Here is a 25,611-nt window from a genome sequence, read left to right as displayed (position 1 = left end):
TCGCCAAGGCCGAAACCGGCTAGCGCTTAGCGGGCTCAATCCATTTGTTGACCACCGGCGCCTGCCACCGCCCAAGGGCATCGAGCAGGGCGCCGGGGTTGTCTTCGACGATCAGCATTTGGCTGTGTTCGGCCTTGATGAAGCCTTCCTGCACGCCGTGCGCGAACAGGCCCTGCAACGGCACGAAAAACTGTGCGGTGTTCAGGCAGGCCACGCCTTTGTGGTGCTCGCCCAATTGCGACAAGGTCATCGCTTCCAGCAGTTCTTCAAAGGTGCCGAGGCCACCGGGCAGGGCGATGAAGCCATCGGCCAGTTCGCTCATGCGCGCTTTGCGGCTGCGCATGTCTTCGGTGATTTCATAGGTGCTGAGCCCTGGATGCATGTGCCCGAGTTCATGCAGCAATCGGGTGATGACGCCGATCACTTCGCCACCCTCGGCCAGTGCGCTGTCGGCAATCACGCCCATCAGGCCTTTGGCACTGCCGCCGTAGACCAGGCGAATACCGCGCCGGGCGATTTCGCGGCCCAGCGCTTTGGCGTCTTCACTGTAGCGAGGGTGGGTGCCGAAGTTGGAGCCGCAAAACACCGTGAGACTGCGCATTAGAAATCCTGGCTGGGGGGAGGGCGTCGCAGTTTCACGGCTGTTGGCCGACAAGAACAGCGCCAAGAAATCACCTGATGACTAGGCCACCAAGCATTCCAGGATGCGCCGGCCCAGTGCTTCGGCGCTGGCCTGGGAGTCGATGTTGGCAAACCCCAACAGCAGGCCGGGACCTGAGTGCTGCACGACATTCCATTCGCTCAAGGCTTCCGCGAAGAGACCGACGCTTGCCAGTTTCTGCACCAGCAAGCGGTCCGATTGCGGGATCTTGAACCGCAGGATCAGGTGCATCCCGCCAGGTTGTGCATCAATGGAAATATGCGCGCCTAATACCTTGCGCAACCCGTTGGCGGTGGCTTCGCGGCGCTCACCGTACAGCTTGCGCATGCGCTGGATATGCCGGGCGAAATGCCCTTCGGCGATAAAACTGGCGACGATGGCCTGGGTCAGTTCCGGGCAGTTGCCGAGGAAGCTCTGGCTGACCTGTTCGAAACGCCCGACCTGGGAAGCGGGTACCACTAGGTAGGCCAGGCGAATGCCGGGGAACAGCACTTTGCTGAAGGTACCCGCGTAAAGCACCCGGCCCTCGCGGTCCAGGCTCTTGAGGGCAGGTAATGGGCGGCTGATGTAACGGTACTCGCCGTCGTAGTCGTCCTCGATGATCCAGGCGTGTTCACGGCGGGCCCAGTTCAGCAGTTCCAGGCGGCGCGGCAGCGACAGCGACACACACAGCGGGCTTTGATGGGCCGGGGTGACGACCACGGCGCGGGCGGCGCTGAGGTGCTGTACGCAGAGGCCGTCCTGATCCACAGGCACGGGGATGGACTTGATCTTCAAGTGGTCCAGCAGTGGTCGTGTGGGCAGATAACCGGGGTCTTCGACCAGCACCGCGTCGCCGGGTGAGAGCAACGCATGGGTGACCAGGCTCAGGGTGTTGCGGTAGCCCGACGTGACGAAGATCTGTTCCGGCGTGCAGTGGATCCCCCGCGCCACCTGCAAGTAACTGGCGATAGCGGTGCGCAGCGAAGGCAGGCCGTAGACCGGCGGGTTGGACATGTCCGCCAGTTGTGTGGCACGCACGCAGCGAGCGGCGATTTTCGACCAGATCTTGCGTGGGAAGGCGTCCAGCGCCGGCAGGCCCATCTGGAAGGGGCGCACCTGTGACTGTTGTCGCACCGCGTTGTAGGGCGTGATGACCACGGGCGTAGGTTGGGCGCTCTCGATGCCGTGCGCCACCACCGTGCCTGCCTGGCCGCGAGGTTCAAGGTAACCCTCTGCGGCCAGCAATGCGTAGGTGCTGTCGATCGTGCCGCGCGCCAGCCCCAGTTCCTTGGCCAGCGCCCGTGCTGCCGGGACACGTTGGCCAGGCTTGAGCAGGCCCTCCGCGATGGCGCTGCGAAAGCGCCAGTAAAGCTGGCGGTATATCGGCTCGGCCGAGGTAGGGTCCAAAGGGGGCAACGTGTGCATGGGGGGAGATTTCCTGGTCGCGGCTGCCTTAACTGTAGCGGCTGCATGACCTGTACCCAAGGACCATAACTGCAACATTTGACTAGACCATCATGGTCCGGTCACCGGGCCCATTCTTGGCTCTTTAGAGGTGAGCCATGGCGCTGCAACATGGTGCCTTCACTCAACGTCAACAGGATTTATCATGACCACTCGCCTCGATTACACCCAAGCATCCCCGGAAGGCTACAAGGCTTTCGGTGGCGTCTATGTCTACCTGCAGAACAGCGGCTTGCCCAAGGCGCTGATCGACCTGGTTTACCTGCGCGTCTCGCAGATCAACGGCTGCGCCTTCTGCATCGACATGCACTCGCGTGACCTGCTCAAGCAAGGCTTGGCCGTGGACAAGCTGGTGCTGGTGCCGGTGTCGCACGACGCACGGGATGTGTTCACCGCCCGCGAACGTATCGCCCTGGCTTTCGCTGAAGCGGTCACCCGCAGCGACGTCTCGGACGCAGAGTACGCAGCGGCCGCCGCCGAGTTCAGCGCCAAGGAACTGGCCGACCTGACTTACGGCATTGCCTTGATGAACGCATTCAACCGCCTGGGCATCACCTTCCGCACCACGCCGGCTGCGGCTAACTGAAACCTTGCGCAATAAGGCAATTTAATGGCCCCTTTGTAACAAAATCCTCGCCAGAATCGCTTTTATTTTCAGGTGGTTAGGTGAGGATGCAAATGCGCTCTGTTGGAATCATGCTGATCGCCTGCTCCCTGGCCGGCGGCGCGGCTGCCGTGCAGGCACAGGAGCTGCGCGAGGGTGACAAGTACATGTGCAGTTGGGGCGCCGGCACCGCCGCCAGGGCTCAGGAACTGAAGCTGTCGGGCGTGTCGTTGTACGCGGCGCGGCAGAAGATCCAAAGCATGAAGTTCAGCAAATCATGGATGCGCATGATGGCCATGGGCATTACCGAACAGACCTACGACAGCCGTTCACGGCTCAAGCCCGAGGCGATCCGCCAGGGCTTCTATCAGGATTGCGTGCGCTACAAAGTCGCGCGCAAATAACGGCTTAACGTGACAGCGGCGAGCTGGCGTCTTCCTGGAAATACACCTTCGCCGTCTCAATAAACTGCCGATTGGCCTGGGACAGGTATTCGCTGGCGCGCCAGCACAGGTTGAAGTGCATGAATTGCGCCGGCTCGAATGAAACGCCGGCCAACTCTGGTTCTTGCTCCTGCACCGATCGCAGCAAGGTGGACACGCCCATGCCGTTGCGCGTGGCGGTAATCACCAACGGCACGAAGTTGCTTTCCAGGGCGATGTTGAAACGCACGCGGGCGTTGCTGCAAAAGGCGTCCAGCAGATGGCGCTGCAGGAAAGTGTTGTCGAACACCAGCATCGGTTCGTGTTGCAGCCGCTGCGCCGAGATGGACGAGAGGCCCGCCAGCGGGTGATCTTCGGCCATGCACAACACCATCTCATCGCTGCCGAGCAGCACCGACTCCCACGCCGGATCAACCCGCCGCGACTCCAACAACGCCACATCGATGTCCCGCGTGGCCAGGCGTTCGCTGATGTCATCGGCGCTGCCTTCCACCACATGCATGGCAATGCCGGGGTACTGTGCGCGAAATTGCATCAGCAGGTCGGGAATATGGCGGATGCCGTACATGGGCGGTACGCCCACGCGGATTTCGCCGCTGTGCAGTTGGGTCAGGTCCTGCAGCTCACGGCGGGCACCGGCCAAGCCTTCAAGGCACGCCTCGGCGCGTGCCAGGAACAGCTGGCCTTCGGCAGTCACGCTAATCTGCCGCGTCGCGCGGTTGAACAGGGCCACGCCCAACTCATCCTCCAACCGGCTCACCGCCATGCTCAGCGCCGGCTGTGCCACGTGCAACGCCTGGGCGGCTTTGGTGAAGCTGCCTTGACGGGCGATCTCGACGCAGTACTCCAGCGCTTTCAGGTTCATGACGGCTCGCATAACAAAGAGTGATGACTGGCTTCACAAATGGATATTTTCTGTGATGAAGGCAAGTCTATAGCCTGTCGGCATTCTTCTCCATGCCGAGTACCCCACCATGCCCAACCATTGGCTCTTCACACTGATTATCGGCGCGCTGGGCGGCAGTCTTGCCAGTTGGGCGGGGTGGCCGTTGCCCTGGGTGATCGGTTCGCTGGTCGCCGTGATGCTGACCCGTTGCGCTGGCAGCCTGGTGCCGGAAATTCCCCGTGGCCGCCAAGCCGGGCAACTCATCGTGGCGGTTGCCATCGGCTGTCATTTCACGCTGCCGGTGATGCAGCAGGTGGCGGCTCATCTCGGGCTGATCGTCACGGCGGTGTTGCTGACGCTGGTACTGGCGCTGTGTTCGGTGCTGATCCTGCATCGCTGGGGCGTGCCGTTCGGCACGGCGTTCTTCGCCTTGATGCCGGCCAACTCCAGCGAGATGGTGCACCTGGGCCGCCAACGCCAGGCGGACACCAGCTTTATTGCCGCCGCCCATAGCATCCGATTATTGCTGATTCTTTTGACGGTGCCGGCTGTCGCCACTTTCGGCATGCCCCCCGTCGCTGCGCATGCGCCATTGCCGGTGATCTGGCCCTGGCTGATCTTCATCCTCGCCGTGGGCTGGCTGGCGGCCTTGGGTTTCAAGCAGTGCAAGTTGCCTAACCCCTGGACCTTCGGGCCGTTCCTGATTTGCGCGGTGGGGGTGGGCTGCAATCACCTGTCGATGAGCATGCCGGGTTGGCTCAGCGGCAGCGGCCAGTTGCTGATTGGCTGCGCATTGGGCGTCGCGTTTGACCGCAGTTTCTTCCGCCGCACGCCGGGCCTGCTGGGCAAAGTGCTGCTGCTATTGATCGGTTCGGTGATTGCCAGCGCATTGGCCGCTTGGGCGCTGGGTGCCGGGTTGGGCATGCCGTGGCTGTCGCTGGCCCTGGGCATGATGCCCGGCAGCGCGCCGGAAATGAGCCTCACCGCCGAGGCCCTGGGTCTGGCCGTGACCCTGGTGACGGCGATGCAGGTGATCCGCATGTTGCTGATCCAGGCGGCGTGCCTGCCGTTGTATCGCCTGTTGGATCGGCCTTCTGAAGCACCGTCCAGTGCAAAATCTGCGTAGACCTGTCCAACTTCGCCCCGGCGCCACTCGCCATACTGGCGCCAGGTAACCGAAGAGGCCCGAGCCATGACTGACTATGTATTCACACCTACGCCAACCCCCTCCCTGGCCGTGCAGGGCAGCGAAGCACGCTTCCCGCTACGCCGGGTGTTCTGTGTGGGTCGCAACTACAGCGAACACGCTCGTGAGATGGGGCATGACCCGGACCGCGAGCCGCCATTCTTCTTCATGAAACCGGCGGATGCCGTGGTGCCGGCCGAAGGCGTGATCGCCTATCCGCCGCTGACCGCCGACCTGCACCACGAAGTGGAGCTGGTGGTAGCCATCGGCAAGGGCGGTGTGGACATCAGCCCGGAACAGGCGTTTTCCCACATCTGGGGGTATGGCGTCGGCATCGACCTGACCCGCCGCGACCTGCAAGCCCAGGCGAAAAAGCTGTCACGCCCGTGGGATTGGGCCAAGGCTTTCGATGCGTCCGCACCGACGACTGCGCTGCAACCGGTGAGCGTGGTCGGGCATCCGTCCAGCGGCAAGATCTGGCTCAACGTGAACGGTGAACAGCGCCAGGTGGGCGACCTGGCCGACCAGATCTGGTCCGTCAGTGAAGTGATCAGCCATGCGTCGAAGTCCGTCGCGCTCAAAGCCGGCGACCTGATCTTCACCGGTACGCCCGCAGGCGTCGGTGCGTTACAACCGGGCGACGAGATCAGCGCTGGCATCGACGGCATCGGCGAGTTGCGTTTCACCCTCAGCCAGGGTTGAGGCTACAGTGGTGCCCAGGCCACCCGAGAGACCGTTATGCCAGGCACCCGCGTCACCACTTACGGCATGGAACAGCGCAGCGACCGCCCCGACTTCTACATTCGCGACAAACGCGGGCGAGCGGCGCTGACCAGCCCCCATCGCCATGAGTATTTCCAGATCCAGATCAACCTCGGCGGCGACACCGTGCAGCATATCGGCGGCGCGGTGCGGCAGTTTCCGCGCAAGGCCCTGGCGTTTATCCTGCCCCATCGCTTGCATGTGATTCCCCACCCTGAAGATGGCGAATTCATGCTGATCAACTTCAGCCAGGCGTTTTTCCTACCGCAGCTCACCTGCGATCCCCTGGACCTGGAAGACATTCCCATCGGCCAGGCGCCGGAGCTGTCGCCGTTTCGCTTCCAGGAGCAGTTGGACTTCATTCTCGAAGACGCGGCGTTCGAGCAGGTGCAAACCTGGCTTGCCCACATGCGCGAACTCGATGCCCACCGCACCTTCGGCGCCCGCGAACGCCTCAAGGGCTACCTGTTTCAACTGATCGGCCTGGTCTGTGAGCAGTACGCCGAGCCCTTGCAGGCTTTCGCCGCCAACAATGCCACGCGGCGCGGGCGCAAGGATGCGTTGGCACGGGTGCAGGGCTATATCCGCGAGCACTTGCATGAACCGACCCTCAACCTCACGGATGCAGCGGCGGCGGCGTTCCTGTCGCCCAACTACCTCACTCACTTGTTGCGCAAGGAAACCGGCAAACCCTTCTCGCAACTGGTGCTCGACCGGCGCATGCAGATGGCGCGCACCTTGTTGCTCAACAGTGCGCAAATGATTGGCGTGATCGCGCACCGCTGCGGTTTCACCGACGAGGCGTATTTTTCCCGGTGTTTCCGCAAGGCCCATGGGGTGGCGCCAGGGCAGTTCCGTCGACAGCAGCAAAGCGAGGCGCTGTAGGGCGTTTTACAAATCCACGACATTCACTGTGTTTCTATTTGCATACAATTGCGCCCTCTACTAGGGAGGCCAGTATGCAAACGCTCATCCGCCTGGCGACGCAGGACGATGTCGACACGCTCTTCGCCATTCGCACCTCGGTGGTGCAAAACCATTTGAGTGTCGAGCAAATGGCCGACCTGGGCATAACGCCCCAGGTACTGGCTGACAGCATCCGCGCAGCGCCCTGCGTTTGGATCGCCGAGGCGGAGGGTCAGCCTGCCGCTTTTGCCATGGTCGACCTGGCCGAAGGCGAGGTATTCGCGATGTTCGTGCGGCCGGCTTTCGAGAACCTGGGCCTGGGGCGTCAACTGATGGCGGTGGCCGAGGCCGCACTGTTTGAACACCATGATCGGTTGTTCTTGATTACCGACGGCCGTGACGGAATCCGTGCCAACGGGTTTTATCAGCGGCTGGGTTGGAGCGTGGTCGGCCCGGTGGACGGCGATGATGTGCGTTACGAGAAGAGCAGGGCGCAATAACGTCATGAACCCACCCGAGCCGCCGTCGTCCAACAGCTTTCGCTACTTTGTGCTCGGTGTGCTCTGTGCTGCGGTGTTGCTGGGGTTCTATTTTGTGCGGCTCAACGCCGAGATTGACCGCGAGCGGGAAGCCGCCAACGAACGCCTGGCATTGTGCAGGCAGGTAGAAAGTGTAAGGCGCTCGGTACTGCCCAATAGCCTTGAAATACACGAAGCGTGTAAGCAATTGAATGGACGTATATCCAATAGTGCGACGCCGCTTTAATCCAATAGCCCTTTTTTATAAGTGGAAATAGTATCGGTAGTTGCACCAAAAAGTGGCACACATAGATCGTGCCACCTTAAAAAATGTGTGGTTATTGAATGACTTACAGCGATTTTAATCCGACGAAAGGATTAAAATAATCTTGTTACAGGTTTTTACAATCGTTACTATAGCCGGGCGTTCACCTCCCACGGTTTATGCATTTTTAAATCCCAAGTTTCCATCAGCTACTTGGGATTTTTTTTGCCTGCGATTTGACCTTCGCGTCACACTTCACCGTCAGCGAACTCCGCGCGCATCCGCCCATTGCGTTTGGCTTGATACAACAACTTGTCGACCTCTTCGACAAACCCCAGCATCGGGCTGTCGGGTTTCACGATGCGCGTACCGACGCCCAGACTCAGGGTCAGCAGGTTCGACACCGCCGAAAAACCATGCTCGATCTGCTGCTGGCGGATCAGGTGCAGGCAGCGCTGCGCCACTTGCCTGGCAGACTCTGCGTCGGTTTCCGGGAGCAGCCACACGAACTCTTCGCCGCCGATACGTGCAATGAAATCCCGTGGTCGGTTGGCCGCCTGAGACAAGGTATTTGCAACTTGGCGCAGGCATTCATCGCCCTTGATATGGCCGTAATGGTCGTTGTATTGCTTGAAAAAATCGATATCCAGAATGATCAGCGACAGGGGCAATTGGCTGCGCTGGGCGCTGGCCCATTCGCGCTCCAGCACGGTGTCGAACATGCGCCGGTTGGCGATGCCGGTGAGGCCGTCCTGGTAGGAGTATTCCTCAAGTTGTTTTTGCAGGCGCACCAGGTGTTCTTCGGTCTTCTTGCGCTCGCTGATATCGAACATGAACCCGATCAGCGCCTCGACCTCGCCGTCCTTGCGCACCACATGCACCACATCGCGAATCCACACGTAGTCGCCATTCACGGTCAGCGCGCGGTAGTCCGCTTCGTGGTCCACCCCGGCGCGCGATTGCGACACGCAGAAATTCACCACATATTCCCGATCATCCGGGTGCATGCGCTCGACCCAGTCGTCCACGCTCACCCAACTCTGCGGGGTCCAACCCAGCAAAGCCTCGATCTGCGGGCCGATGTAGCTGAAGGTCATGCTCTGCCAATCGATACGCCAAGGGATGGCCTTGGTCGACTCCAGCAAGGTCTTGTACACATCGCTGTCGGGCTGGCTCGGAGGGTCGATGCTCATGGTGGTTTGGCTCAGATGATGGCGAAAAGCCAAGAGCGTCTTGTGATCGACGCTTCGAGTCAAGCGCTCGCCAGCGCAGCAGACGAGAGGTCGAACAGCGGGTTTTCTGGCGTCAGTGATTCGGCGTTTTCGAGGCGAAATGAGGCATGGCTAACACTTTTGCATTAATGCTTCCATGCCCGGTAGAACCTCTTCTACTCTGTCTCCATCACAACTACCGGGTGAGGCCCAGGGATGGGAACTTGTCATGATTTCAATCGCTGATCTCAACCGCATCATGGCCTCGGGTTTCCTGCCGCTGGCGTGCGATTGCACGCTCAACAGCGACGGCTCGTTGCGCATCAATATCTTCGAGCCAGTGTCCGGCCGGGTCGACCTGCTGCTGACCGGCGTGTCCCCCGAAGGTTTGGACAGCATCCGTTCCATCTCAAACCTGATTGGCGAGTTGCGCACCGAAATCAAGGCCGGGCGCCGGGGTTTTGCGGCAGTCGGCTAGCCGTTGACGCTGTGGGTCGGCGTATCGAGCGCGCCGTAATAGCGCCAGCAGCAATGGCGGTGTTCCGGCACGATCACGCAGCCGCTGAGGCTGGCAATCAGCAGTGCGGCAACCAGCATATAAAGTCGGCGGGACATGGTGTTTCCTCTTGGGTTGATCAGCGTTAATCCTTCAACGTTGCCACCTGCGTAAATCCGTCGCGAAGCTTGCAAACCTTTCATCAAGCGCCTTCATGCCCTGGGCAATACTGCCTGCGACAATAATCTGCGCGTCCTGCGACGGATTTTTCGACACACCCCGTTCAACCCATCAGCGACCGGCACTTTCGCCCGTTGCATGAAGGAGTTGCCATGAGACCCCTGGCCACATTGCGCTTTGCCTTGCTTGCTCCGCTGGCCCTTGCCGCGTTTGTCAGCACCCCGGTGTTTGCCCAGACCGAAATCATCATCCGCCAGGCGCCGCCACCGGAGCGTGTGGAAATGGTTCCCGTGGAGCGACCGGGCTACGCCTGGGACCGTGGCCACTGGCGCTGGGAAGGGCGTGGCTATGGCTGGGTGCCAGGCCACTGGCAGCCAGTGATGCGAAATGCGCGCTGGGAGCCCGGCCATTGGGAGGCCCACGGTCCCAACTGGTACTGGCGCGAAGGGCATTGGATCCGCTGACCGAGAATTGCCCGATTGAAAGACTCTGATCCGGACGTTGAACTGCTCGCACGTATCGGCAACAACGAACCTGCGGCCGTTAACGAAATGGTGACGCGCAAACTGCCGCGTCTGCTGGCGCTCGCCAGCCGGATCCTGGGGGATGCCGACGAAGCCAAGGACGTGGCCCAGGAAAGCTTCCTGCGCATCTGGCGCCAGGCGGCCAGTTGGCGCAGTGGCGAGGCGCGTTTCGACACGTGGCTGCATCGGGTGGCGCTCAACCTGTGCCATGACCGCTTGCGTCGGCGCAAGGAACGTCCTTTGAACGAGGAGGAGGCGCTGGAGCTGGCGGACAGCGCACCACCTCTGGATGAACAATTGGAAAGCGCCGACCGCAATGCGCGCATGGCCGCCGCGTTGGCCGCTTTGCCTGCGCGTCAGCGCGAGGCGATTGTGTTGCAGTACTACCAGGAGCTGTCGAACATCGACGCAGCGGCCCTGATGAATATCAGCGTCGAGGCACTGGAGAGCCTGCTATCGCGGGCCCGACGCCAGTTGCGCAGCCAACTTGCCGATACACCCGGGCTTGCCCGCCCAGGAAGGGGAACATCATGACACCCGAACGATTTGCTTATCTGGCCGACGCCTATGGCGCCAACCTACAGCGTTGGCCCCTGGCTGAGCGCGGGGCGGCTCAGGCGCTGCTCGACGGCGGTAATGTCAGTGCCCGAGAAGTGTTGGATCAGGCCGGTTGGCTCGACGCCCAACTGGACAGCCATCAACTGGCATTCACCGACCCGGCGCTGGCCCGGCAGATCCGCCAGTCGGCGTCGCGCCGGACGTCGTTCTGGTCGCGCTATGCCGCTTGGCTGTCACCGGCGGGGCTGGTGGGTGTGGGTATTGCCGGTGTTGTCACCGGCATGCTGGTGGCGTCCATGAGCGTACCGCTGCCGATGGTGTCCGCCGAGGTGTTGCCCAGTGTGTTTGACCAGGGCGATGCGCAAGTCATCTTTACCGTCAATGCCGAGGAATCCGAGCAATGAGTACCCAATCCCTTAAACCGTGGTTGCTGGTCTCGGTGTTGCTCAATGTGTTTTTGATGGGCGGGGTGGGCGGGGCGGTTTACCACTGGATGGCCAGTGCCAAGCCTGCCGAGGCGGCGGTCAACCAGCATGGGCTGCGGCAGGCGATGGTCAAGTTGCCGCCGGAGCGGCGACGGGAACTGCGCCAATTGTTGCGCCATAACCGTGCCGATAGCCAGCCGCTGGTAATGGCCGGGCGGGAGGCGCGGTTGGGGGTGATCAAGCAGTTGGAGGCACCGACGCTGGACCGGGATGTGCTGGTCACCGAATTGGCCAAGGCTCGCGAGGCGGATATGGCGCTTCGTGCCTTGGTGGACACCACGTTGGCGCAGTTTGCCAGCACCTTGCCCCAGGTCGAGCGGCAAAAACTGGTCGAGGCGTTGTACCTGCGCGGGCAGGGCAAACCTAAAGAAAAACTCAAGGAGCCGGCAGCGGATTCAAGATAGCGGGCAAAAAAATCCCGCCGGGAAGGGCGGGATCGGGATTCAGGGTTGCCCGTGAATCAAGCCGGGAACAGTTCGCTCAGCTTCATCGCCAGCATCATGTCGCCTTCGGTGCGCAGTTTGCCGCTCATGAAGGCCTGCATGCCGTCAGTATCGCCGCTGACGATGCCTTCCATGGTTTCGCCGTCGGTCACCAGGGTAACTTGGGCGTCTGGGTTTTCGCCTTCCAGCAGTTCGCAGGTGTTGTTTTTCACCACCAGCGAGAAGTTCTGGGTGTCGTCGATACGGAAACCGAACACCAGGTCCAGGCCGTCGGCGGCGGCTGGGTTGAATTTGGCTTTCATTGCTTCTACAGCTTTGGCTACGTCAGTCATGGTTTCGATCCTTTAGGGTAGAGTCCAGTGACCTTGGGGTCACGGTTGGCCGCAGTTCATCGGAACGTGATGAGCTGCGGCGCCTTCAACAGTTGCAAGTGGGTATGACTGTTGAAGGAAGCCAGTGCCACCTCGCGACCGCGGAATTTCAGCTGGTTGAGCGAGGTGTTAACAATTTGCCAGTTCAGTTCGAAGGCCTGCGCGGCAGGCATCCGGGTAATCAGGTGGAGCAAGGCGGTGATGGTGCCGCCGGAGGTGAATACCGCAATTTTCTGCGTGTTGTCCGCCGCTTCAAGAATGCGTTGCAAGCCGCCCTGGACACGTTCCACAAAGCCCAGCCAACTCTCCAGCCCCGGTGGATCATAGGTGCCGGCCAGCCAGCGCTCGATGATCAGGGCGAAGATGCGCTGGAATTCGCTGCGGTTCTGCGCGGCATTGCGCAGGATCTCCAGGGCGTCGGGTTCGGTGGTGAGCAGATCGGGGAGCAGGGCGCGGATGATCGCGTCGGCATCGAATTCGTTGAAGGCGCTGTCGATTTCCAGCGGCGGCACCGGCAGGCCCAGGGCACTGTACTGCTCGAACGCGGCGGTGGCGGTGTGCTGCTGGCGGCGCAGGTCGCCGGCCACACAGCGGTCGAACACCAGCCCCATGTCGGCCAAGTGGCGGCCGAGCACCTGTGCCTGTTCCACGCCGACGGGCGACAGGACGTCATAGTCGTCTGCACCGAAGGAGGCCTGGCCATGTCGAATCAGATAGATGCTGCCCACGTCCGTTTTCCCGGTACGTTGAAAGTCTGGCGAGGTTATGAGGATGCCTGCGAGCTGTCAATGAAAAAACATACGCTTGTTTTAAAAGCGCGTTGGAGGGCGCCTGGTGGCGGTTTGAGCACTGGCTCCCGGCAAGCCCCGTCGGTATGCTTGGGCAATCCGCGCCTGGCGCACTGCATTTGTAAGGAGAACCATGGATTTTTTGGCCGAATACGCGAGCTTTCTGGCGAAGACCGTCACTCTGGTGGTCGCTATTCTGGTGGTACTGATCAGCTTCGCGGCCCTGCGTAGCAAAGGTCGTCGCAAATCCGCCGGTCAATTGCAGGTCAGCAAACTCAATGATTTCTACAAGGGTTTGCGTGAACGCCTGGAATCGACGCTGCTCGACAAGGACCAGCTCAAGGCCCTGCGCAAGTCCGAAGGCAAGGCCGAAAAGAAGAAGGGCAAGCAGAAAGCCGAGTCCAAGCCACGGGTGTTCGTGCTGGATTTTGATGGCGATATCAAGGCGTCGGCCACCGAGAGCCTGCGCCATGAAATCACCGCTTTGTTGAGCCTGGCCACGCCGAAGGATGAAGTGGTGCTGCGCCTGGAAAGCGGCGGTGGCATGGTCCACAGCTACGGCCTGGCTTCGTCGCAACTGGCGCGTATCCGCCAGGCCGGCGTGCCGTTGACCGTGTGCATCGACAAGGTGGCGGCCAGCGGCGGCTACATGATGGCGTGCATCGGCGAGAAGATCATCAGCGCACCGTTTGCCATCCTCGGCTCCATTGGCGTGGTAGCGCAGTTGCCAAACGTCAACCGTCTGCTGAAAAAGCACGACATCGACTTTGAAGTGCTGACTGCCGGTGAGTACAAACGCACCCTCACGGTGTTTGGTGAAAACACCGAGAAGGGCCGCGAGAAGTTCCAGGAAGACCTGGACATCACCCATCAACTGTTTAAGAACTTCGTCTCGCGTTACCGCCCGCAGTTGGCGATTGATGACGTCGCGACCGGAGAAGTGTGGCTGGGTGTTGCAGCCCTCGACAAGCAACTGGTCGATGAGCTGCAAACCAGCGATGAATACCTGGCCACCAAGGCCAAGACCGCCGAGGTGTTCCACTTGCACTATGCCGAGCGCAAGAGCTTGCAGGAGCGCGTAGGCCTGGCGGCCAGTGGTTCGGTGGACCGCGTGCTGCTGACCTGGTGGAGCCGGTTGACCCAGCAGCGATTCTGGTAAAAATGCTCAGCGGTGCGCAGGTTTCATCGAGGCCTGTTGCACTGCTGGTATGGGGTTTCTCATTAATATCCCCACCACCAGCGCCCCCAGCAATCCCAACAACCCCGCCACCCACAGCACGCCACTGAACCCACCCACAAACGCCTGCCGTGCCAGCGGCTGCACCAACAGCCGTGCCGACTCCGGCAACAACCTCATCGCCGCTGGCATATCACCCGCGACGACGCGTGAAGCAATGCCGTTAACCTGGGCCCGCCATTGTGTGTCGATGCTTGCGCTCAACAACTGTTCGCTATGGCTGCTCAATAATGCCCCATACACACCGACCGCCAACATGATCGCGCTGAAGCGCATGGTGGTGCTCATACCGGACGCCATCCCGGCACGGTCTCGCGGCACGCAGGCCATGATGTTTTTTTGCGTATCGCCATTGAGCAGACCTGCCCCGGCCCCTGTCACCGCAATCGCCAAGGCAAAGGGCAGGTAACCCCCCACGTTTACCGCCCAGGCGCTCAAGAGGTTGCCGCAGCCCACCAGGGTCAAGCCGGCCGCCATCATCGTTGCTGGCGCGAAACGCCCCGCCAGGCGGGCGCCAATGCGTGGGCAGATCAACATGGTCAGCGCAAACGGCAGCATGCCCAGGCCCGAGGCGATCGCGGAGAACCCCAGGCCGTTCTGCAGGTAGAACGGCAACAAGGTCATCATCACCTGGGCACAGCCGGCGTAGGCGAACATGCCCAGCAAGGCTCCGATAAAGCGCGGGTGACGGAACAGTTGCAGGTCGACCATGGGGCGCTGTTGTACACGTTCGACGACGACAAATACGCCCAGCAAGGCCGCGCCGCCTATGAGCCGGGCGTAGGTCAACGGGCTGTCCCAGCCGATGCGATTGGCTTCGATCAAACCCCAGATCAGGCACAGCAAAGCGGCGCTGAAGGCCAGGCTGCCCCAAGGGTCGAGTCGCGCCGACTGGGTATCGCGGGATTCCTCAATGGCGCGCAGCACCAGCGCCATCAGCCCCAGGCCCACCGGCAAGTTGAGATAGAAAATCCAGCGCCAGCCCAGGTACTCGGTGATCAAGCCGCCCAAGGTCGGCGCGGCGGTCATGGCCACACCCATGCACGCGCCCCAGAAGGCCCAGGCTTTTGCCCGTTCCACGTCGTCATGGAAGGTGTGGCCGATGGAGGCGAGCGCCGAGGTCAATAGCAGGGCGGCGCCGACGCCTTTGATCGCGCGTGCGATGTCCAGGAACACAGCGTTGGGCGCTGCGCCGCAGCCCAGGGAGGCCAGGATAAAAATGCTCAGCCCCCAAATCAGGGTCTTCTTGCGGCCAAAGCGATCGGCGATGCTGCCGGCGGGCAACAACAGTGCGGCAAAGGCCAGCATATAGGCGCTGACGACCCACTCGATGTCGGCAAAGTTCGCCCCCAGGTCGCGGGCGATGCTGGGCAGCGTCACGGCGACGATGTTGGTGTCGAGCACGATCAGCGAGCAAACGCCGGATGCGGTCAGCAGTGTGAGGCGTGGACTGATCCGGCTCATGGTTGAATTACCTTGCAGGCAATACGAAGAAGGCGGTTGACGGGCATCGCAAGGGCTCTCTAGTGTTCAGGTGCTGTGAGCTTATTCCCTCCCGGCAATATCTTTGTTAGTCGCCGTGAAGCACTTCATTACCTTTGAGCTAATGCTGTTATGGATATTCGTCATTTTCGCTATTTCCTGGCCGTTGCCCGCCAGCGCAACTTCACGCGGGCCGCGGAGCACTTGGGCATTGCGCCCCCGACGTTAAGCCGTCAGATCCAAGACATGGAAGCGGCGCTGGGGACGCGTCTGTTTGTCCGCCAGCAACGCGAAGTCAGCCTGACCGAAGCTGGTGCTGCCTTATTGATCGAAGCCGAGGCTACCGTGCGCCAGTTCGAGTTCGCCCAGCGCAATGCTCAGCGCGCCGGACGTGGCGAGATCGGCCATATCGAATTGGGCTATGTGGCGTCGGCGGTGTATTCGGGCCTGTTGCAGCGGCAAATGCAGGCGTTCGGCCAGGCGTTTCCGGATGTGAGCGTGAATGTGCGCGAATGTGCGATGGCGACGTTGCCTGGCGCGGTAGCGGACGGGCGTGTCGATATCGGTTACATCCGCTCGCCCATGACGCTGCCGGAGGGGGTCGAGGCGGTGCGCCTGGACAGCGAAGGGTTTGTCTTGGCGCTGCCCCAGGACTCCTGGCTGCTGGGGCTCAAGGCCATCGGTTGCAAGCATTTGGAGAACGAGACATTCATCTTGCCGGAGCAAATCAGCGGCACCTTGCAGGTGGCCGCGCAAGGTGGCTACGCACCGCGCCTGGGGCCGCAACCCGGTGGGTTGGTGGCGGTGGTGGCGCTGGTGTCACTCGGGCAGGGCGTGGCGGTGGTGCCGGCGTCCATGGTGGGGCATGTCAGTTTGCCAGGCGTGGTGTACCGCAGCATTCAGGGCGTTGACGCATCGTCGTGGCTATCGCTGATTCACCGGCGCTTCGAAAAAGCGCCGGCGGTCGCGCGGTATATCCAGCAGGTCAAGCAGACAGTCGCGTCTGCACCGAATCGGCCAGACGCGTGAGGATCAGGCAGCACGACACCGCGCCGGCATCCAGCACGCCGAGGGAACGTTCGCCCAAGCGACTGGCGCGGCCGATCTTGGCCACCAGGTCCTTGGTCGAGTCGCGGCCCTGTGACGCGGCGGCTTTCATCGCATTCAGAGCGTCGCTGAAGGAGGCCCCTGAGGCATGCTCGCGCTCAAAAGCCTCAACCGCCGGGATCAAGGTGTCCATCAGGCATTTATCGCCCACACCCGCGTCCGTGATGTCCTGCAACGAGGTCAAGCCGCCGCGCAGCAAATGAGCAAAGGTTGCGGCGTCGATGTCATCACTGCTGCGCACTTCATCGGCCATGCCGATAAACAGGCTGCCATACAAAGGCCCCATGGAGCCGCCGATGCCTTCCATCAAGCTGAGGGTCAGCTCGTCGAGCGCCTCGGCCAGGGTCAGTTGGCGTCCTTCAATGGTGCGCCCGCAATGGGCGAAGCCCTTGGCCATGTTGATGCCGTGGTCGCCATCGCCGATGGCGCCGTCGATTTCACTGAGGTATTCGCGGTTGGCGACGATCACGCTGACCAGGTCGCTGACGATGGCGCCGCCGTCACAGGTGGAAAAATGCTGGCTCATGGTTTACTCCGCCTGGGTCATGCCGATGGAGCGGCAGGGTTGATCGATCAGGGTGGCAAGCTCTGCGTCGAGGCCGAGCAGGGTCAGGGTCACGCCCATCATTTCCAGGGAGGTGAAGTAGTTGCCGACGTAGCAGCGGTGAATCTTCAAGCCTTTGGCCGTGAGTTGTTTTTCGACCTCGGCATAGAAAACATACAACTCCATGACCGGCGTGGCGCCCAGGCCCGAGACCAGTACCACCACGCTGTCGTCCTGGCCGAAATCACGGTCGGCGAGGATCGGCGCGAGCATGCGTTCAGCCATGGCGGCAGCCGCTTCGATCGGGATCACCTCGATGCCCGGTTCGCCATGATGGCCGATGCCCAGCTCCATCTGGCCGTCAGGGATCTGGAAGTTCGGCTTGCCCACTGCTGCAATGGTGCAGGGGGTCAGGCCGATACCAATCGAGCGGCAGTTATCCACGGTTTTCTGTGCGACCCGGATCACCTCGTCCAAGTCGTAGTGCTGCGCGGCAGCAGCGCCACCGATCTTCCACATGAAGATCTCCCCGGCCACGCCACGGCGCTTGGCAATCTCGGCCTTGGGGGCGGACGCTACGTCGTCGTTGGCGACCACCGTGCGGATGCGCATGTCTTTGCTGGCGGCCATTTTCATCGCCAGCTTCACGTTCATATTGTCGCCAGCGTAGTTACCGTAAAGGCAGGCCACGCCTGCGCCATGGTCGGCGGCGCGGAAGGCGTCGAAGAAACTCTTGGCGGTGGGTGAGGAAAAAATTTCGCCGACCGCCACGGCATCCACCAGGCCCGGGCCGACATAGCCAAGAAAAGCCGGCTCATGGCCCGATCCGCCGCCAGTGACAATGCCGACGCGGCCCGGCGCAGAAGGCTTGGCCTTGACGATGACGCGTGGGTTGGTCTCGAATTGGCGCAGTTCGGGGTGCGCGACCAGAATGCCGCGCAGCATGTCCTCGACCACCTGGTCCGGATCGTTGATGACTCGATTCATAACGCGGGTTCCTGTTCTTGTTCTAGTGGGCACATGGATCAACTGTGGGGGCTGGCTTACCGGCGATGGCGGTGTGTCAGATAACACCTGCATCGTCGGGTATGCCGCTATCGCCGGTAAGCCGGCTCCTACAAGGGTGTGTGTCGTCTGTGGGTCAGGGTTCCAGAACGACCTTCAGCGACTTGTCGCCGCGCTCCATCACCGCGAACGCTTCCTTGAAATCCGCCAGCGCGAATTTGTGGGTCACCACGTCGCGCATGTCGATCTTGCGGTTGCCGATAAAGTCGATGGCGCGTGGGTACATATACGGCCCTAGGTGTGAGCCGAGAATGTCGAGTTCCTTGCGGTCACCAATGATCGACCAATCTACTGTGGCCTCGTCATTGAACACACTGAATTCGACGAAACGCCCCAGTTTTCGCAGCATTGCCAGGCCCTGGTTCACTGCCTTGTGGTGCCCGGTGGCTTCGATATAGATGTCGCAGCCATAGCCGTCGGTGATCTCGCGGATCTTCGCCAGCACGTCCACCTCGGCCGGGTTCCAGACTTCGTCGGCGCCCATGCGCAGGGCCAGGGCGGCGCGTTCGGGTTTCATGTCCAGCACGATGAGCTTTTTCGGATTGCGCAGGCGCACGGCACCGATGATGCCCAAGCCCAGGGTGCCGGCGCCGGCGACCACCACGATGTCGTCGTGGTCGACATTGGCGCGTTCCGCCGCGTGCAGCGAGCAGGCCAGCGGCTCGATCAAAATCGCTTCGTCGGGGGCAATGGACTCCGGCACTGTGTGGATGATGCCTTCCTTGGTGAAGATCATGTACTGGGCCATGGCGCCCTGCACATTGTTCTGGAAGCCATACAGGTCGTGCTTCTGGCACATCCAGTATTGGCCGTGGTTGCAGAAGCGGCAGCCCCAGCACGGCACGATCTGTTCGGAAATCACCCGATCACCGACCTTCACTCCGCGTTTTTCTGCACCTGGGCCCAGGGCAACCACGCGGCAGACGAATTCATGGCCGGGGATCATCGGCGGCTTCACGTAGCGGGGTTGTTCGGCGTCACCCCAGAACGACGGGGCGCCGCGATAGGTCTTGATGTCGCCCATGCAGATGCCGCACAACTCGACTTTGGTGAGGATTTCATCGGGGCCGGGCGTAGGCACGTCGACGATTTCCAGGCGGTAATCTTCCGGGCCATGGCACACCACGGCCTGCATGGTTTTCGGGATGACTGGGGACAGTTGTTCGGGTGTGCGTTCGGTGACGGTGGACATGACAAAACCTCACGACAAGAAGATGAATTACTGAATGCTGTAGCCGCCGTCGATCACCATGTTGGCGCCGGTGATCATCTGCGCCGCATCACTGAGCAGGTACAACGCCAGCCCGGCGATTTCTTCCGGCTGGGCAAAGCGGCCCGCCGGGATCTGCAACTTGGCCTTTTCACCCACGTCGCCCGCCCAGGCTTTCTTGCCCAGGGCTGTCTCCACAATGGTCGGGGAGATGGCGTTGACGTTGATGTGAGGGGCCCATTCCATGGCCAGTACTTTGGTCATGCCGACAATGGCTGCCTTGCTGGCGCAATAAGCGACGTGCCGGTCCAGGCCGATCACGGCGGCCTGGGAGGCGAGGTTGACGATGCGTCCGCTGCCTTGGGCGAGCATGTGCCGGGCGCAGGCCTGGGCCACGAAGAAGCTGGCCTTGAGGTTGATGTCCAGGGTGGTGTCCCAGGCGCTTTCGCTCACGTCGATGGCCTTGTCCAGCAGTACCACGCCGGCGCTGTTGATCAGGTAATCCAGGCGTTGGAAGTGTTCGAAAACCGTGTCGATGGTGGGTTGTATCTGGCCGATCTGGCCGAGGTCGACGGCAATGCCCAGATGCCCGGCGCCCAGGCTGGCGGCTACCTCGACCACTGCCGGCTCACGGTCCAGCAGCGCCACGCGGGCGCCGCGTTCTACCAGCAGGCTGGCACAGGCCAGGCCGATCCCGGCAGCGCCACCGGTAATCACCGCGCAACGGCCGGTGAGGTCGAAGGCTTGGTTCCAGAATCCAGACATGAATGACTCCATTTTTGAAAACGGTGGAGATCCAATGTGGGAGCGGGCTTGCTCGCGAAAGCGGTTTGTCAGGGGGTATATCAGTTGGCTGATCCACCGCTTTCGCGAGCAAGCCCGCTCCCACATTTGGAATGCATTTATAGGCCGAAACCGTTATTTGCCGCCGCTGACTTGTTTGTACAGCGCATCGGCGTTGGCATTGGTGACCGGCACCCACGGCAGGATGTAGTTCTTGGCCGTGCCGTCCCCCCATTTCACATCCTTGGCATAGCGCTCCCAGATCACCGACTGCGGCTTGTAGTCCTTGCCGGCCAGTGCACGCAGCGCCACGTCCAGCGCGCCCTGGGACTGGGCCTGGGCGTCTTGCAGGAAGGTGGTGACTTCGTCTTTTTTCGCCGCCTGGATCGCGTCCGGCATACCATCGATCGAGGTGACCGGCACGTCCTTGGAGGTCAGCCCGTGGGACTTCAGGGCCTGCACGGCGCCGAGGGCCATGTCGTCGTTCTGCGCGATCACGCCGTTGATGCCTTTGGGGTGGGCGTTCAACCAGTCTTCAGTGAGCGCCAGGGCCTGGGCGCGGTCCCAGTTGGCGGTCTTTTTCTCGATGATCTTGATGTCCGGGTGTTTGCCCAGCACTTCCAGTTCGCCTTTTTCCCGGTCGATTTGCGCCGACTGGCCAATCGGCCCCTGGATAATCACCACGTTGCCTTTGCCATTAAGTTTGTCGACCATGGCCTGGGCCTGCAGGCGGCCGCCTTCGACATCATCGTTACCCACATACGGCACAGAGGCATCGGCTACTTTCGTATTGGAGGCGATGACCACCACGTCGTTGCTCATGGCCGCCTTGACGGTGCCGACGCCGGCCTTGGTGTCGATCGGTACGAACAGGATGGCGTCGTAGCGTTGGGTCACCATGTTTTCGATCTGGTTGTTCTGGGTGAGGGCGTCGTAGTTGCCGTCGAACACGGTCAACTGCACGGTGCCGTCCTTGACCGCCGGGTGTTCCTTGAGCTCGCGGACCCAGTTCTGCATGAACTGGCCCTTGAGGCCGTAGACGGCTGCGCCGACCTTGTAGGTCTTGCCATCGGCGGCCAGGGCGATACTGCAGGCGAGCAGGGAGAGGGCCGCTGTGGCGGCCAAGGTGGTACCAAGTTTCATGAGTAGAACTCCGGTTATTGTTGTGGGTCGTTCTCTAGCGTTTTTTCTTGCGCCACACGTCGATCAGTACTGCGAACACAATGATCAGGCCCTTGGCGACCTGCTGGTAATAAGAGGACACGCCGAGCAGGTTCAGCCCGTTGTTGATCACCCCGATCAACAGTGCGCCGAACAGCGTGCCGACAATGCTGCCGGTGCCGCCCGACAAGCTGGTGCCGCCGATCACCACGGCGGCAATCGCGTCCAGTTCATAGGACACCCCGGCCTGGGGCAGGGCAGAGGTGGTGCGGGCCGAGAGCACCACGCCGGCCAGTCCGGCGAGCAGGCCCGAGACCACGTATACCGAAAACATCACCTTGCGCACGCCGATGCCAGAGGTGCGTGCGCTCTTTTCATTGCCGCCGACCGCGTACACATAGCGGCCGTAGGTCGTGTAGCGCAGCACCATCCAGAAGATCAGCGCAACCACGGCGAAGATGACGATTGGCACGCCGATCGGGCCGATCTTGCCGATGCCCAGCGCCAGGTAGGCGTCGGGCAGGTCGGTGATCGGGCTGCCATCGTTAAGGATGAAGGTCATGCCGCGCGCAATGCTGAGCATGCCCAGGGTGGCCACGAAGGGCGGGATCGACAGGTTCGCGACCATGAAGCCGTTCACCACGCCGAGCATCGCGCCGGCAAACATCCCGGCACTGACCGCCGCCAGCACGCCGTACCCCTGGGTCGCGACCATGGCGCTGCACAACCCGGCAAAGGCCAGGATCGAGCCCACGGACAAGTCGATGCCCTTGGTCAGGATCACATAGGTCATGCCCACCGCAAGGATGCCGTTGATCGAGGTCTGGCGCAGGATGTCCATCCAGTTGCGCCAGGTCATGAAGTATTCACTGGAGAACGCCATCACCACGCACAGCAGGATAAACACCAGCGGCAGGCCGAAGCGGTCGAGGGACAGACGCAGGCGATTGCGCGGCGCGGCAGTGACAGGTGCTGCGAGGGTTTTGGCATTCATGAGGCAAGACTCAACAAGGCTTCCTGGGAAAGGGCGGTGTCGGTGCTGATGGTCACCAGCCGGCCGCCCTTGAATACGGCGATGCGATCGCTCAGGTGCAGCAGTTCCGGCGCTTCCGACGACACCACGATGGCAGCGCCACCGCCGCGTACGAATTGGTCGAGCAGGTGGTAGATCTCCTGCTTGGCGCCTTCATCGATGCCACGGGTCGGTTCGTCACACAGCAGGCAGACCGGCTCGGTGGACAGGCATTTGGCGAGCACCACTTTCTGCTGGTTGCCGCCGCTCATGGACGCCACCGGCAATTCCAGGGACGTGGTCTTGATCTGCAGGCGCTTGACCATGTCCTGGGCCAGTTGGGTTTCTTTGCGCGCATTGATCAGCGACCAGCTCGAAAGGCGCTTGTAGGCCGACAGGGCAATGTTGGAAAGAATGCTGCCGGTGAGCACCAGGCCACTGTCCTTGCGATCTTCGGTGACCAGCGACATGCCGGCATTGATGGTCGCCTTCGGCAGCCCGATCGGCATGGGCTTGCCTTGCAGGGTGACACTGCCGGAGTCCGCGACCGTCAGGCCGTAGATGCAGTTGAGGAACTCGCTGCGCCCCGAGCCCATCAAGCCATAAATGCCGAGGATTTCGCCTTGGCGCAATTGCAGGCTGATGTCGTGGAACTCTCCGGTGCGGCTCAGGTTGTCGACTTGCAGACAAGTGTTGGCAGCGCATTCGCGACCGACCTTGTGGTCGATGCGAGTCAATTCCTGGCCGACGATGCCGCGTACCAGATGGTCGCGATCAATGTCCGCCATGCGTCCGCTTTCGACGAAGGCGCCGTCGCGGAAGATGCTGTAGTCGTCGGCGATCTGCGCCAGTTCGCTGAGGCGGTGCGACACATACACAATGCCGGCGCCCCGGGCCGTCAGGCGGCGGATGGCCTTGAACAGGGTTTGCGCCTCGTGTTCGCCAATGGCCGAGGTGGGTTCGTCCATGATCATCACCTGGCAGTCATGGCTGAAGGCCTTGGCGATTTCTACCAGTTGGATCTGCGCGACGCTCAAGCGGTGCATGGGGCTGGTGGCATCGACGTCGAACTCCAGGCTTTCCAGCAATTCGCGGGTGCGCCGGTTCAGAGCCTTGTTGTCGACGATGCAACCGGCGCGGCGTGGTTCTCGCCCCAGCCAGATGTTCTCGGCGACGGTCATATAGGGGATGGGTTCCAGCTCCTGGGTGATCATCGCGATCCCCGCTGCCAGCGCTTCACTCGGGCGGTTGAACTGCGCCGGTGCGCCGTTGAGCAGAATGCTGCCGGCGTCACGCTGGGTGATGCCCATCAGGATGCTCAGAAATGTCGATTTGCCTGCGCCATTGCCGCCGCACAGGGCGTGGACGCTGCCGGCCCGCAGAGAGAGGCGCCCGTCACGCAGGGCAGGGACCCCGGCGTAAGCCTTGGCGACGTGTTCAGCCTGGAGCAGTAATGGCGTGGCCATCGGCGTGTCCTCGTGCTGTGAATTCTTATTAGGTCGCACAGTCATGTTTCGCTGTGATCATATGTGTATCAAATGAAATTCTGATCAGTCAATCTGTTTCATGTAAAAGCACTGATTCTCGTCTTGTTCGTCAATAATGTCTTTTTAGGCGCTTTTGACTGGCAAGTCAGTTAAATCATGCTTGACAGTGAGGGGTGGTTGGCGGCGAAATGCCTGAGCGAAATTTCATTGAGTGATCATATGATCAGTCATAAATACGATCACGGCAGCGGAGCCAGACGCCATGAACACACCTTTCCCGGTGGCTATCGGATGCGATGAAGCGGGTTTTGAGCTCAAAGAGCTGTTGAAGCGCCATATCGAGGCGCTGGGTTACCCGGTGACCGACTTCGGCACCCATTCCACCGCGCCGGTGCTTTACCCCGACATCGCCCTGGCCGTGGCCAACGCGATCAATGCCGGGCAGCAGCGCCTGGGTGTGCTGGTGTGTGGCACCGGGATCGGCATGGCCATTTCCGCCAACAAGGTGCTGGGCATTCGTGCGGCGCAGGCCCATGACACCTATTCGGCGGAGCGGGCGCGTAAGAGCAACGATGCGCAAATCCTGTCCATCGGCGCGCGAGTGATCGGTGCGGAGCTGGCCAAAAGCATCGTCAAATCATTCCTGGAGTCGGAGTTCGAGTCGGCGCGTTCCGGCGCCAAGGTCGAGCGCATCAATGCGATCGAGCGCGACGGGCATCAGTAGTGGACTAAACGGGGCAAGAGTCGGGAGAATGCGCCTTTGACGCCGAAACGGAAGCCCGTCCCCATGAGTGACAGTACCCAGCGCATTGCCAGCGATATCGATCAGATGACCGAAGTGGCAATGCTCTATTACCTTGAGAACGTCACTCAGGAAGCCATTGCCAAGCGCTTTGACCTGTCGCGGGCGAAAGTCAGCCGCTTGCTCAAGCGTGCGCGCGATGAGGGGATCGTCGAGGTGCGCGTGCTGCAGCACCCGGCCATGAACAACGAGCTGGAGCAGGCATTGGTGCAGCGCTTCAAGCTGGACCGCGCCTTGATTGCCGTGGACCACAGCGACCCCGACACCCAGCGCTCGGCCGTTGCCAGTCTGGTGGCCAACTACCTGAACAAGACGCTGAGCGATGGCATGATTGTCGCGGTAGGCATGGGGCGTAACGTCGGCGCAGTGGCGGACAACGTATTCTTGCCGGTGACACGCAATTGCACATTTGTCTGCGCCATCGGTGGTTCGCTCAAGGCCGGCGAATACATGAACCCCGACCATATCTGCCGGCGCCTGGCGCTGCGCTTCGGGGGGGAGAGTGAAAGCTTGTATGCCCCGGCCCTGGTGGCGAACCCGGAGTTGCGCGGGGTGCTGATCAATAACGACACCGTGCGCTCCACGCTGGACCGGGCGCGGCGCGCGGATATTGCGTTGATCGGTATTGGCGACATGAGTGAGAACAGCAACATGGTGCGCATGGGCTGGTTCTCACCGCAGGAAATCGCCCAGGCCCGGTTGTCCGGCACCGTGGGTGACATGATGGGCTATGACTTTATCGACATTCACGGGCAACCGGCGGTCAACGCGATCCAGGGGCGGGTGATCGGGTTGACGGTGCAGGAGTTGTTTCGCATACCGGATGTGGTGGCGATTGCCAGCGAAAATACCAAGGCGGCGGCGACGCTGGGGGCGTTGCGGTCGGGGGTGATCAATACGCTGGCCACGACGGTGACCAATGCGCATACCATTCTGGCGTTGGATGACGCTACCCGTAAGTCCTGACACCACGATGCCCCTGTAGGAG

31 protein-coding genes are annotated in these 25,611 nt (G+C 61.5%); 16 read left to right on the top strand and 15 right to left on the bottom strand.

Translation table 11 applies throughout. From position 1 onward, the window contains the following. Nucleotides 1-19: 19 nt before the first annotated feature. Together U367_RS0107905 and pdxR are read right to left on the bottom strand one after the other, a co-directional pair. A complete protein-coding gene (locus U367_RS0107905; protein ID WP_028616452.1) occupies nt 20-601 on the bottom strand; it encodes an LOG family protein in 582 nt (193 codons plus the stop codon). Nucleotides 602-682: 81 nt separating this feature from the next. Continuing rightward, nucleotides 683-2,068 carry a MocR-like pyridoxine biosynthesis transcription factor PdxR gene (pdxR, locus tag U367_RS0107900; protein WP_028616451.1) on the bottom strand — a complete coding sequence of 462 codons (1,386 nt, stop codon included), beginning with the start codon at nt 2,066-2,068 and terminating at the stop codon, nt 683-685. 184 nt (nt 2,069-2,252) lie between these two features. On the opposite strand from pdxR, the gene U367_RS0107895 reads away from it, so the two are divergent. Continuing rightward, complete coding sequence (locus U367_RS0107895) at nt 2,253-2,693, top strand: carboxymuconolactone decarboxylase family protein (RefSeq protein WP_028616450.1); 441 nt, start codon at nt 2,253-2,255, stop codon at nt 2,691-2,693. A gap of 92 nt (nt 2,694-2,785) precedes the next feature. After that, on the top strand, nt 2,786-3,115 hold the full coding sequence (locus tag U367_RS0107890) for a hypothetical protein (RefSeq protein WP_032864157.1): 330 nt from the start codon (nt 2,786-2,788) through the stop codon (nt 3,113-3,115). Between the two features lie 4 nt (nt 3,116-3,119). Here U367_RS0107890 and U367_RS0107885 read toward each other — a convergent pair whose 3' ends face one another. Beyond that, entirely contained in the window at nt 3,120-4,019 is a 900-nt protein-coding gene (locus U367_RS0107885) for a LysR family transcriptional regulator (RefSeq protein ID WP_028616448.1), read from the bottom strand. Nucleotides 4,020-4,128: 109 nt separating this feature from the next. On the opposite strand from U367_RS0107885, the gene U367_RS0107880 reads away from it, so the two are divergent. The 5 genes from U367_RS0107880 (at nt 4,129) to U367_RS1000000130735 (ending at nt 7,659) form a co-directional block, all read left to right on the top strand. Next, nucleotides 4,129-5,166 carry an AbrB family transcriptional regulator gene (locus U367_RS0107880; RefSeq protein WP_028616447.1) on the top strand — a complete coding sequence of 346 codons (1,038 nt, stop codon included), beginning with the start codon at nt 4,129-4,131 and terminating at the stop codon, nt 5,164-5,166. A 66-nt stretch (nt 5,167-5,232) separates the two neighbouring features. Continuing rightward, nucleotides 5,233-5,928, top strand: coding sequence for a fumarylacetoacetate hydrolase family protein (locus U367_RS0107875; protein WP_028616446.1), 696 nt, complete (start codon nt 5,233-5,235; stop codon nt 5,926-5,928). Between the two features lie 36 nt (nt 5,929-5,964). Beyond that, nucleotides 5,965-6,873 carry a helix-turn-helix transcriptional regulator gene (locus tag U367_RS0107870; protein WP_028616445.1) on the top strand — a complete coding sequence of 303 codons (909 nt, stop codon included), beginning with the start codon at nt 5,965-5,967 and terminating at the stop codon, nt 6,871-6,873. A 74-nt stretch (nt 6,874-6,947) separates the two neighbouring features. Next, on the top strand, nt 6,948-7,394 hold the full coding sequence (locus U367_RS0107865; protein WP_028616444.1) for a GNAT family N-acetyltransferase: 447 nt from the start codon (nt 6,948-6,950) through the stop codon (nt 7,392-7,394). Nucleotides 7,395-7,398: 4 nt separating this feature from the next. Next, nucleotides 7,399-7,659 carry a hypothetical protein gene (locus tag U367_RS1000000130735; RefSeq protein ID WP_073860003.1) on the top strand — a complete coding sequence of 87 codons (261 nt, stop codon included), beginning with the start codon at nt 7,399-7,401 and terminating at the stop codon, nt 7,657-7,659. Between the two features lie 266 nt (nt 7,660-7,925). Here the strand turns inward: U367_RS1000000130735 and U367_RS0107860 are convergent, their stop codons facing one another. Continuing rightward, the gene (locus tag U367_RS0107860) at nt 7,926-8,870 is read right to left on the bottom strand and encodes a sensor domain-containing diguanylate cyclase (RefSeq protein ID WP_028616443.1); all 945 of its coding nucleotides are present in this window, start codon (nt 8,868-8,870) and stop codon (nt 7,926-7,928) included. Between the two features lie 247 nt (nt 8,871-9,117). On the opposite strand from U367_RS0107860, the gene U367_RS0107855 reads away from it, so the two are divergent. Further along, a complete protein-coding gene (locus U367_RS0107855) occupies nt 9,118-9,366 on the top strand; it encodes a DUF1652 domain-containing protein (protein WP_028616442.1) in 249 nt (82 codons plus the stop codon). Here U367_RS0107855 and U367_RS1000000132040 read toward each other — a convergent pair. After that, nucleotides 9,363-9,503: a hypothetical protein gene (locus U367_RS1000000132040; RefSeq protein ID WP_162834922.1), complete on the bottom strand. Its 141-nt coding sequence runs from the start codon at nt 9,501-9,503 to the stop codon at nt 9,363-9,365. The genes U367_RS0107855 and U367_RS1000000132040 overlap by 4 nt on opposite strands. A gap of 213 nt (nt 9,504-9,716) precedes the next feature. On the opposite strand from U367_RS1000000132040, the gene U367_RS0107845 reads away from it, so the two are divergent. From U367_RS0107845 to U367_RS0107830, 4 genes are read left to right on the top strand one after another with little or no spacing between them, the layout of a single operon-like run. Then, entirely contained in the window at nt 9,717-10,028 is a 312-nt protein-coding gene (locus U367_RS0107845) for a YXWGXW repeat-containing protein (protein ID WP_028616441.1), read from the top strand. Between the two features lie 15 nt (nt 10,029-10,043). Continuing rightward, the gene (locus U367_RS0107840; RefSeq protein WP_028616440.1) at nt 10,044-10,622 is read left to right on the top strand and encodes an RNA polymerase sigma factor; all 579 of its coding nucleotides are present in this window, start codon (nt 10,044-10,046) and stop codon (nt 10,620-10,622) included. Continuing rightward, nucleotides 10,619-11,050, top strand: a complete 432-nt coding sequence (locus U367_RS0107835) for a hypothetical protein (protein ID WP_028616439.1) — start codon at nt 10,619-10,621, stop codon at nt 11,048-11,050. The genes U367_RS0107840 and U367_RS0107835 overlap by 4 nt, the downstream gene beginning before the upstream one ends. Continuing rightward, nucleotides 11,047-11,535 carry a periplasmic heavy metal sensor gene (locus U367_RS0107830; protein WP_028616438.1) on the top strand — a complete coding sequence of 163 codons (489 nt, stop codon included), beginning with the start codon at nt 11,047-11,049 and terminating at the stop codon, nt 11,533-11,535. The genes U367_RS0107835 and U367_RS0107830 overlap by 4 nt, the downstream gene beginning before the upstream one ends. A gap of 56 nt (nt 11,536-11,591) precedes the next feature. Here U367_RS0107830 and U367_RS0107825 read toward each other — a convergent pair whose 3' ends face one another. Both U367_RS0107825 and U367_RS0107820 read right to left on the bottom strand, forming a co-directional pair. Next, nucleotides 11,592-11,906, bottom strand: coding sequence for an SCP2 sterol-binding domain-containing protein (locus tag U367_RS0107825; protein ID WP_016969749.1), 315 nt, complete (start codon nt 11,904-11,906; stop codon nt 11,592-11,594). 56 nt (nt 11,907-11,962) lie between these two features. Continuing rightward, a complete protein-coding gene (locus U367_RS0107820) occupies nt 11,963-12,673 on the bottom strand; it encodes a histidine phosphatase family protein (protein WP_028616437.1) in 711 nt (236 codons plus the stop codon). A gap of 193 nt (nt 12,674-12,866) precedes the next feature. Between U367_RS0107820 and sohB the strand changes: the two genes are divergently transcribed. Continuing rightward, nucleotides 12,867-13,892 (top strand): protease SohB, encoded by a 1,026-nt coding sequence (gene sohB / locus U367_RS0107815; protein ID WP_028616436.1) that lies wholly within the window; start codon nt 12,867-12,869, stop codon nt 13,890-13,892. A 6-nt stretch (nt 13,893-13,898) separates the two neighbouring features. Here sohB and U367_RS0107810 read toward each other — a convergent pair whose 3' ends face one another. Next, nucleotides 13,899-15,434 carry an MFS transporter gene (locus tag U367_RS0107810; RefSeq protein ID WP_028616435.1) on the bottom strand — a complete coding sequence of 512 codons (1,536 nt, stop codon included), beginning with the start codon at nt 15,432-15,434 and terminating at the stop codon, nt 13,899-13,901. Nucleotides 15,435-15,584: 150 nt separating this feature from the next. On the opposite strand from U367_RS0107810, the gene U367_RS0107805 reads away from it, so the two are divergent. Continuing rightward, nucleotides 15,585-16,481, top strand: a complete 897-nt coding sequence (locus tag U367_RS0107805) for a LysR family transcriptional regulator (RefSeq protein ID WP_028616434.1) — start codon at nt 15,585-15,587, stop codon at nt 16,479-16,481. On the opposite strand, the gene dhaL is transcribed toward U367_RS0107805, so the two are convergent. The 7 genes from dhaL to U367_RS0107770 form a co-directional block, all read right to left on the bottom strand. Then, a complete protein-coding gene (gene dhaL, locus U367_RS0107800) occupies nt 16,438-17,085 on the bottom strand; it encodes a dihydroxyacetone kinase subunit DhaL (RefSeq protein WP_028616433.1) in 648 nt (215 codons plus the stop codon). The two genes, U367_RS0107805 and dhaL, sit on opposite strands and share 44 nt — an antisense overlap. Nucleotides 17,086-17,088: 3 nt before the next feature. After that, nucleotides 17,089-18,090 carry a dihydroxyacetone kinase subunit DhaK gene (locus U367_RS0107795; RefSeq protein ID WP_028616432.1) on the bottom strand — a complete coding sequence of 334 codons (1,002 nt, stop codon included), beginning with the start codon at nt 18,088-18,090 and terminating at the stop codon, nt 17,089-17,091. A gap of 154 nt (nt 18,091-18,244) precedes the next feature. Beyond that, nucleotides 18,245-19,360, bottom strand: a complete 1,116-nt coding sequence (locus U367_RS0107790; protein ID WP_028616431.1) for an MDR/zinc-dependent alcohol dehydrogenase-like family protein — start codon at nt 19,358-19,360, stop codon at nt 18,245-18,247. 27 nt (nt 19,361-19,387) lie between these two features. Further along, nucleotides 19,388-20,143, bottom strand: coding sequence for an SDR family oxidoreductase (locus U367_RS0107785; protein WP_028616430.1), 756 nt, complete (start codon nt 20,141-20,143; stop codon nt 19,388-19,390). 153 nt (nt 20,144-20,296) lie between these two features. Then, nucleotides 20,297-21,304: a substrate-binding domain-containing protein gene (locus U367_RS0107780; RefSeq protein WP_028616429.1), complete on the bottom strand. Its 1,008-nt coding sequence runs from the start codon at nt 21,302-21,304 to the stop codon at nt 20,297-20,299. A 34-nt stretch (nt 21,305-21,338) separates the two neighbouring features. Continuing rightward, nucleotides 21,339-22,316, bottom strand: a complete 978-nt coding sequence (locus U367_RS0107775; protein WP_028616428.1) for an ABC transporter permease — start codon at nt 22,314-22,316, stop codon at nt 21,339-21,341. Continuing rightward, nucleotides 22,313-23,800: a sugar ABC transporter ATP-binding protein gene (locus tag U367_RS0107770; RefSeq protein WP_028616427.1), complete on the bottom strand. Its 1,488-nt coding sequence runs from the start codon at nt 23,798-23,800 to the stop codon at nt 22,313-22,315. Before U367_RS0107770 ends, U367_RS0107775 begins: the two co-directional genes overlap by 4 nt. A 283-nt stretch (nt 23,801-24,083) precedes the next feature. On the opposite strand from U367_RS0107770, the gene rpiB reads away from it, so the two are divergent. Together rpiB and U367_RS0107760 are read left to right on the top strand one after the other, a co-directional pair. Then, complete coding sequence (rpiB, locus tag U367_RS0107765) at nt 24,084-24,545, top strand: ribose 5-phosphate isomerase B (RefSeq protein WP_010210973.1); 462 nt, start codon at nt 24,084-24,086, stop codon at nt 24,543-24,545. A gap of 63 nt (nt 24,546-24,608) precedes the next feature. Beyond that, nucleotides 24,609-25,589: a sugar-binding transcriptional regulator gene (locus U367_RS0107760; protein WP_028616426.1), complete on the top strand. Its 981-nt coding sequence runs from the start codon at nt 24,609-24,611 to the stop codon at nt 25,587-25,589. Nucleotides 25,590-25,611: the final 22 nt, after the last annotated feature.

The sequence above is a fragment of the Pseudomonas canadensis genome (assembly GCF_000503215.1).
GTDB classification, from domain to species: domain Bacteria; phylum Pseudomonadota; class Gammaproteobacteria; order Pseudomonadales; family Pseudomonadaceae; genus Aquipseudomonas; species Aquipseudomonas canadensis.
The sequence above is the reverse complement of the archived record's forward strand: the minus strand, read 5'-3'. Positions and strand labels throughout refer to the sequence as shown.